2 protein-coding genes are annotated in these 1,145 nt (G+C 30.4%); both read right to left on the reverse strand.

What is annotated here, in order from left to right; all coding sequences use genetic code 11:
* Positions 1–560: AraC family transcriptional regulator ligand-binding domain-containing protein (locus KPC_RS19920; protein WP_171334569.1), on the reverse strand; the 560-nt coding region annotated here is incomplete at its 3' end.
* A gap of 23 nt (positions 561–583) precedes the next feature.
* Positions 584–1,145: helix-turn-helix domain-containing protein (locus KPC_RS19925; protein ID WP_146196688.1), on the reverse strand; the 562-nt coding region annotated here is incomplete at its 5' end.

Here is a 1,145-nt window from a genome sequence, read left to right on the forward strand (position 1 = left end):
GAGTTATAGATTACTTCACAATTGAAATGTGATTTATGATATTCACAATTGTCAAAAGTAAATTCAACTTTACTAACAATAATTTGATTTGGAGATGAAAGTTGATTGAGGCGATTAATCATTGTTGCGACAAGAAACTCTTCTGCGATTTTTGCTTCTAAAATGTAATGACCTGTTTTTAAATAAGCTGCATTTTCCCAGGATAAAATAACTTCTCTCTCTGTAAATTCTACAGATAGAGGCATATAGTCGTACCAAGTTGCAATATATTTTGATAATGAATTTACAACTTGAAAAAGTGTTTCATAAGAGCTATTTAAATAACCAAGTATACCCGTATAAGAAGGCTGGATATAGGAGGCTAGTTTTAATCCGAATGTTTCTTTTCCATATTGTTTGTATACAGAACCTAAAGCGATCAGCCATTGTTCGAAATTGATACTGTTTTCTTTAAGGGTTTCAGTATTAAATGGTGAGGTTAAATTGTGAATTGAACAAAAATCATGTAGCAGTCTGATCATTCCATTGTTTACAGTTTTAGTTTTTAAAAAGTTTTTCATACACATCCTTCTTCATTGATCAGTTAAACAGCTTGTCCAGCACACTGATTCTCAATTTCCTTTCGCCATTGTGAAGGAGACATTCCTGTCCAACTTTTAAATGCTCTATTAAATGAAGCCTGTTCTTTATAGGCAAGTAAGATCGATATGTCTAAAATGCTTAACTCCTCATTTTTTAAATATTGAAGTGCGAGTTCCTTACGTACATCTGTTAATCTTTTGGAATAGTTGATACCGTTTCTTTTTAATTGGTACTGAAGTAGTCTGGTTGGAATTCCAATCCTCTCTGCTACATATTCTATATTAGTTCTGTTCCTATTTATTGAATATATAATATTCTCATTTAACAACTCTGAAAAAGAGTCTGTAGCAGGAATCGTTAAAATAAGGCGATCAGCCTGTTTTTTAAGTATTTCTAATAAAACAGGGTCTTGTTTATTAATTTTTGTTTCACAATTTGCCTTATCAAGATAAATTCTATTTGTTTTTGCATTAAAGAAAAGCGGACATCTGAAAAATTTTTCAAATAATTCAGTATTATTAGGTTTACTTTGGGTGAACTCTATTTTTGAAAAAATAATATTT

Source organism: Acinetobacter stercoris, from assembly GCF_900323515.1.
In the GTDB taxonomy this organism is placed as follows: domain Bacteria; phylum Pseudomonadota; class Gammaproteobacteria; order Pseudomonadales; family Moraxellaceae; genus Acinetobacter; species Acinetobacter stercoris.